This window comes from Vibrio sp. 1F169 (genome assembly GCF_041439605.1).
Classification (GTDB): Bacteria; Pseudomonadota; Gammaproteobacteria; order Enterobacterales; family Vibrionaceae; genus Vibrio; species Vibrio tasmaniensis_A.
Map to the genome: position 1 here is coordinate 1 of NZ_JBGOOI010000123.1, position 6,288 is coordinate 6,288.

Here is a 6,288-nt window from a genome sequence, read left to right on the forward strand (position 1 = left end):
AACCCGCATCATCAGCTTGGAAGGCTGAGGTAATAGCCATTATACGATGCACGCAACACGTAACTCTGTTTGAGCTATTTAACCTTTAGAATATGGTGGAGGGAGACGGATTCGAACCATCGAAGGCAGTGCCGGCAGATTTACAGTCTGCTCCCTTTGGCCACTCGGGAACCCCTCCAAATTTTGAGCTTTCTCTCGCTTACCTTAAAGAAAGGGAGAAAGTGGTGCCGACTACCGGAATCGAACTGGTGACCTACTGATTACAAGTCAGTTGCTCTACCTACTGAGCTAAGTCGGCACAAGTGGGGCGCATTTTATTGAATGATTTTCCACCTTGCAATAGTAAATTGAAAAAAAGTGAAAAATTCTCCTATGAAATTCCTAGATACGGCTATTTAGCTCAAGGTTTCTGCCTTTAACCCACATCTAGTACAGGAAGATATTTTATTTATCTATCGCTTGATGTATTTTCCATGCACTTGTTTTGTTATCCACTATAGAGTTTATATGAGCCCATTTATGTCATTTGACCGCGAACGTTGGTCTGAGCTAAGGAATTTAGTTCCGATGACACTTTCTGAGAGCGACTTAAAAGAGCTTCAAGGCATCAATGAAAAGCTCACAATGGAGGAAGCCGTTGAGATCTACCTGCCGCTCTCTCGCCTATTAAATCTCTATGTGGCAGCCAGACAGAATAGAAACTCAGTACTCCATCAATTCCTGGATAAAAACGAGAAAGCACCACCTTTTATCATCGGTATTGCTGGAAGTGTCGCTGTGGGCAAAAGTACAACTGCACGACTGCTTAAAGCCCTACTTTCTCGCTGGGAGAACCACCCAAAAGTTGAGCTAGTCACAACCGATGGCTTCTTATACCCAAATGAGGTGTTAGAAGAAAAAGGATTGATGAGTAAAAAGGGCTTTCCGGAGTCTTACGATATTAAGCGTTTAGTGAACTTTGTTTCGGATGTAAAAGCATGCAAGAGAAATGTCACGGCTCCCGTGTACTCACATCTTACGTACAACATTACTGATGACGTTAAGTGTGTCGACCTACCAGATGTGCTTATTATTGAAGGACTTAATGTCTTGCAAACAGGCATGAACGATCCACACGAGCCACATCGCGTGTTTATTTCAGACTTCCTTGATTTCTCTCTCTATGTTGACGCTGATAGCCAACAAATCAAAGAGTGGTACGTCAATCGCTTTATGAAATTCCGCGATGGCGCGTTTACCAAACCTGGCTCTTACTTTAGTCATTACACAAAATTATCGAACCAAGCGGCACTGGATAAAGCGGAAGGTATCTGGAGTTCAATTAATGGCTTGAACCTAGAACAAAATATCCTTCCTACACGAGAAAGGGCTCACTTGATTCTACGTAAAGGCGCAGATCATATGGTTGAAGAAGTATTACTAAGAAAATAGTAACACCTTAATCGCCTTTTCTTAGCGATATCTCTCCGCCGATATAGCTCTCGATACCATTCTCAGTTTTGAGTAATACAGCACCTTGTTCATCGATGCCTTGAACAACACCTTCAATTTCTCTAGGTCCAATGATCAACCTAACATTGCGACCTAAGAAATTATCAAAGCGATTCCAACGCTCTACAAAATTCGACATCCCTTTCAACTCATAATCAACAAGAGACTTATCCCAGGCATTGATCAGAGCCTGCGCTAACTGATTGCGATCGGGCACCTTCCCATCACACACTTCTTTAAGAGAAGTCCACGGTTGGCCAATACCTGATGTTGTTGGATCCATGGATAAGTTTAGCCCTAAACCAATCACAATATGAGCAGCGCCACCAGACTGTCCTGACAGCTCTACCAAGATACCGGCAAGCTTCTTGTCATTGTGGTAAAGGTCGTTCGGCCATTTGAGCTTTATACCTTCTACGCCCATCTCTTCCAAAGCTTCAACAACAGCTACACCAACCACAAGGCTCAATCCCATCGCGGCAGCCATCCCTGCGTCGAGTCTCCAATACATTGAAAGATAGAGGTTTGCACCGAATGGCGATACCCACTCTCGTCCACGACGTCCACGTCCCGCAGCTTGATATTCAGCAATACAGACAGAACCCGATTCGAGGGTGTTAGTACGCTCTAATAGGTGTTGGTTTGTAGAACCTATGATTGGAATCAGTTCAAGAGAAGCATCTCGACTAACAACAGACAATTTGTCTTCGTTAAGCATATCTAAACGGCTAGCTAACTTATAGCCCTTGCCTTGTACTCGGTAGATATCTAAACCCCACCCTTGAATACCTTTAATGTGCTTACTGATAGCCGCTCGTGAGACACCAATCGTTTCACCTAGATCTTCACCTGAATGAAACTCACCGTCAGCAAGACACTTCAATAGTGCAAGCTTGGTACTGTGTTCTCTCATGCCAATGACTCCAAAGCCTTGTCTAGGTTTGTCTCGCAGTCTCGTCCCATAAAACGCACTTCATGTTCCAGTCGAATATCGAATTTATTCAAGACAGACTGACGCACTCGCTCTGCAAGCTTAAGGATATCCACAGCAGAAGCCTCATCATAATTGATGATAACTAATGCTTGGTTTGGGTGAACTTGAGCACCACCTTCTGTCACGCCTTTGAACTGGCATTGATCAATCAGCCAGCCTGCAGCGACTTTGATCATGTCATTGCTCTCATAGCCGACAATATTGGGATATAGAGCTAACAAGCGATCAAAATGATCTCTGGTGATCACAGGGTTTTTGAAGAAGCTGCCCGCATTGCCTTGGACTCTAGGGTCTGGCAACTTACTTGAACGGATAGCGCATACTTCATCAAATATAGTACGAGGAGAGAGCGTATCGGCTGCTAGGCTTTTTAGCGGGCCATAGTGATTGCATGGCTCCCACTCTTTCGGCAACGATAAACCAATCGCAACAACAATCGCTTTATTGTAGAGAGCGTGCTTGAAAATAGAATCTCGGTAACCAAAGAGACAGTCTTCTTTGCTTAATCGCTTAACCGTATAAGTATCCAGACACAGGATATCGACATACTCGCATACGTCTTGTAGCTCAACACCATACGCACCAATATTTTGAATCGGAGCCGAACCTGAACAGCCGGGTATCATTGCTAGGTTTTCTAGACCACCAAGCCCTTTATCCACACTCCATTCAACTAAGTTTGGCCAATCTTCTCCCCCACTAACATGTAGTAGGTGATGACTGTCCGTTTCGGTCAACTCAATCCCGGTTAATTTATTCACAATGACTAGGCCAGCGAAGTGCTCAGTAAAAAGCATATTACTGCCTTTACCCAGTATTAACTTAGGTAAATCGGACCATTTAGGGTCTCTGTAAACGGAAATTAATTCTTCGATAGTGGTGACTTCGACCAACGCATCACACGTCTGATCGATGGAAAAAGTATGAACATTTTTTAAACTAGCATTGAGATGGAATTGCATGGCGATATTCAATTAACTTACACTGCAGTCATTCTACAGCAGATAAACCAATGGCGCAGTGACTGAATGAACAATGTCATCATTACCCAATTAGACCCAGTAAAGGTTCCCCTAGTTAAACGTTTCTATAAAGAACATTACCCAACGGGAAAAGCCAATAAAAGTGAACTGATCTATTCGTTATTACTGGATAACGAGCTGTGTGGTGTCGTGCGCTTTCGTACAATAGAGAATAATCGCTTACTTACTGGAATGGCGATATCAAAACAACATCGCGGTAAGCAATTAGGCTCCCAGCTTATGGACTATTGTGCGCAACATACACTTACGGAAGACGATTACTGCTTTGCGTACGCTCATCTCACCAATTTTTACGCGCGACACCTATTCATACAAATAGACCCTAAAGATCTGCCAAATGGTTTAAGAGTTTTATACGAGCGCTACTCGAATAGCGGAAAAGATCTCATTCCTATGCATTATCAGCAAAATTGTTAGAGAATGCCTCGATTATCTAGTATTTGATGCTATCCCTTTGGTAAAATTAAAGGTTCGCAATTTTGCATATTTTTAAGGTAAAACAGTCAATATGATTGCCAGTAGGAATCCATTCATACAGTTGCCAACCATAGCGCAGAATCCTGACAAGTTTGAAGTACTACTATCAGCGCAAGAGTTTCGAACTCGTCTACTTGATGAGATATCTCGCGCAACGACTCGTATTAGTTTAGTCGCTTTGTATCTTGAAGATGATGAGGCTGGCCGTGAAATCCTAACTGCCTTATATGAAGCAAAACAAAAGAATCCAGAATTAGACGTGAGCGTTTGTGTCGATTGGCACCGAGCGCAACGTGGATTGATTGGCGCAGAGTCTTCTGAAGGCAATGCTGCAATGTATAAAGAGTTTGCAGAAAAATATCAGCACTCTGTACCCGTCTATGGCATTCCAGTTCGCGGCAAAGAAGTCTTTGGCGTATTGCATTTGAAAGGCTTTATCGTCGATGACAGCGTGATATACAGCGGTGCAAGCCTCAACAATATCTACCTGAATTACCATGACCGCTATCGCTTTGATCGTTACCATGTTTTAAACAACGCAGCGCTTGCTGATTCAATGTTTACCTACGTACACGAACAGATGGTTGCGGACAGCGCTGTTTATGACCTGGCTGATAAGAACAAGCCTTCGACCAAAGAACTGAAACCAGCTATTCGTCAGTTTCGTGCATCATTAGCAAGGTCTCAGTATCAACTCGATGGTCAAGAGGTTTCAGCAGACCAAGTTGCTGTAACACCATTAGTTGGTATCGGTAAAAGACGTAACCGTCTGAATCAAGGAATCAATCAACTCGTAGCTCAAGCTAAAGATGAAATCTTTATCTGCACACCTTACTTCAACTTCCCACCTAGCCTAGCTAAAGAAGTGAAGAAAGCGCTTAAGCGTGGCGTAAAGGTCAGCATTGTTGTTGGCGATAAGACAGCGAATGATTTCTTTATCTCACCAGAAGAAGAGTTTAAAACGATTGGTGGTCTTCCATACCTTTACGAATTGAACTTACGTCGTTTCGCTAAAGCGAATGAGGCTCATATTGCTAGCCGTAATCTATCAATTCGACTTTGGCAACACGATTCCAACAGCTTCCACCTAAAGGGTATTTGGGTAGATAAGCGCTACATGCTACTAACAGGTAATAACCTAAACCCTCGCGCATGGAAGTTGGATCTAGAGAACGGCATCTTTATCCAAGATAACTACCATCACCTAACAGACAAGTTTCAGGCTGAAGTGGATAATATCCTTCAACACACTCAGCTTATCTGTACCTATAAGCAGTTAGATAAGGTAGAGAGCTACCCGATGGAAGTTCAGAAGTTGATTCGTAAGATCACTCGTGTGAAAGCCGATAGAGTGCTTAAGCAAATACTGTAGTCGGATGTATTAGAAACACTATTTATCAACGCCTAGCATACGCTAGGCGTTTTTGTATCTGCGATATAAATGACTAAATCGTGAAAATCGTTGATAAGTACCACCACCCGAATTCTATCTATTATCTCCTAGACCTCATGGGCTTTTCTTGGATAACTTCTCGCTCCAAACACCCCAAACAATCACAGCAAATCCAAGACGATTTAAAAAAATCAAAATAGAAACGGTCCTTAAGATCCCCGGTCATATTGGGCTAGAGTGTGTTGATGTCTGGTTTCAAGACGAAGCTAGGTTTGGTCAACAGAACACAACTACACGTCTTTGGGCGACTCGTGAAACGAGGCCTCGCGTGGTAAAACAACAGCAATTTGAATACGCTTATTTGTTTGGTTCGGTATGCCCTGAAAGAGGAATTGGTGAAGCAATAGTGGTTCCTTGGGTCAACAAGAACATAATGAAAAATCACTTAGAGCAGATATCGAAAGCTACAGAAAAAGGACGTTATGCAGTCGTTATTGTGGATGGAGCAGGCTGGCATACTGATGATATTACGAGAGAATTGCATAACGTCACTACTATTAAGCTTCCTCCCTACTCCCCAGAGCTCAACCCTATAGAGCAAGTTTGGAGTTGGTTGCGACAACATTATCTAGCGAATCAAATTTTCACTGATTATAACGACTTTGTTTCCAAGGTTTGTCGCGCTTGGAATGGATTTCTTGAGTGCAAAGAAAGATCGCGTCACCAAAATGACCAGAAGAGATTAGATAAACCTGATCAGTAATTTTCCGGATTGGTATAACAGAAAAACACTTTTTCAAATGTAAAAAAGCCCTGCTATTTCTAGCAGGGCTTCTCTAATAAGTGGCGGAGTGGACGGGACTCGAACCCGCGACCCCCGGCGTGACAGG

Annotated in this window: 5 protein-coding genes, 2 tRNA genes and 1 pseudogene; 4 read left to right on the forward strand and 4 right to left on the reverse strand. The window is 43.0% G+C overall.

The features are described from left to right. Window positions 1–93: 93 nt before the first annotated feature. A tRNA-Tyr gene (locus ACED53_RS22530) sits at window positions 94–178 on the reverse strand. A 44-nt stretch (window positions 179–222) separates the two neighbouring features. Next, window positions 223–298, reverse strand: a tRNA-Thr gene (locus tag ACED53_RS22535). 209 nt (window positions 299–507) lie between these two features. Here ACED53_RS22535 and coaA point away from each other — a divergent pair. Beyond that, window positions 508–1,431 carry a type I pantothenate kinase gene (gene coaA, locus ACED53_RS22540; RefSeq protein ID WP_009844725.1) on the forward strand — a complete coding sequence of 308 codons (924 nt, stop codon included), beginning with the start codon at window positions 508–510 and terminating at the stop codon, window positions 1,429–1,431. Window positions 1,432–1,438: 7 nt separating this feature from the next. Here coaA and birA read toward each other — a convergent pair whose 3' ends face one another. After that, window positions 1,439–2,404, reverse strand: coding sequence for a bifunctional biotin--[acetyl-CoA-carboxylase] ligase/biotin operon repressor BirA (birA, locus tag ACED53_RS22545; RefSeq protein WP_017101061.1), 966 nt, complete (start codon window positions 2,402–2,404; stop codon window positions 1,439–1,441). Continuing rightward, the gene (gene murB / locus ACED53_RS22550; RefSeq protein ID WP_029225501.1) at window positions 2,401–3,447 is read right to left on the reverse strand and encodes a UDP-N-acetylmuramate dehydrogenase; all 1,047 of its coding nucleotides are present in this window, start codon (window positions 3,445–3,447) and stop codon (window positions 2,401–2,403) included. Before murB ends, birA begins: the two co-directional genes overlap by 4 nt. A gap of 66 nt (window positions 3,448–3,513) precedes the next feature. Between murB and ACED53_RS22555 the strand changes: the two genes are divergently transcribed. The 3 genes and pseudogenes from ACED53_RS22555 to ACED53_RS22565 form a co-directional block, all read left to right on the forward strand. Continuing rightward, window positions 3,514–3,945 (forward strand): GNAT family N-acetyltransferase, encoded by a 432-nt coding sequence (locus ACED53_RS22555; RefSeq protein WP_017101063.1) that lies wholly within the window; start codon window positions 3,514–3,516, stop codon window positions 3,943–3,945. A gap of 91 nt (window positions 3,946–4,036) precedes the next feature. Continuing rightward, complete coding sequence (gene pssA, locus ACED53_RS22560) at window positions 4,037–5,377, forward strand: CDP-diacylglycerol--serine O-phosphatidyltransferase (protein ID WP_017101064.1); 1,341 nt, start codon at window positions 4,037–4,039, stop codon at window positions 5,375–5,377. 113 nt (window positions 5,378–5,490) lie between these two features. After that, a pseudogene (locus ACED53_RS22565) lies at window positions 5,491–6,161 on the forward strand (IS630 family transposase); the annotation flags it as partial. Between the last annotated feature and the right edge of the window lie 127 nt (window positions 6,162–6,288).

Coding starts and splice junctions, on each gene's coding strand:
- coaA (WP_009844725.1), top strand. CDS start 508: ATGAGCCCATTTATGTCATTTGACCGCGAACGTTGGTCTGAGCTAAGG.
- birA (WP_017101061.1), bottom strand. CDS start 2,404: ATGAGAGAACACAGTACCAAGCTTGCACTATTGAAGTGTCTTGCTGAC.
- murB (WP_029225501.1), bottom strand. CDS start 3,447: ATGCAATTCCATCTCAATGCTAGTTTAAAAAATGTTCATACTTTTTCC.
- ACED53_RS22555 (WP_017101063.1), top strand. CDS start 3,514: ATGAACAATGTCATCATTACCCAATTAGACCCAGTAAAGGTTCCCCTA.
- pssA (WP_017101064.1), top strand. CDS start 4,037: ATGATTGCCAGTAGGAATCCATTCATACAGTTGCCAACCATAGCGCAG.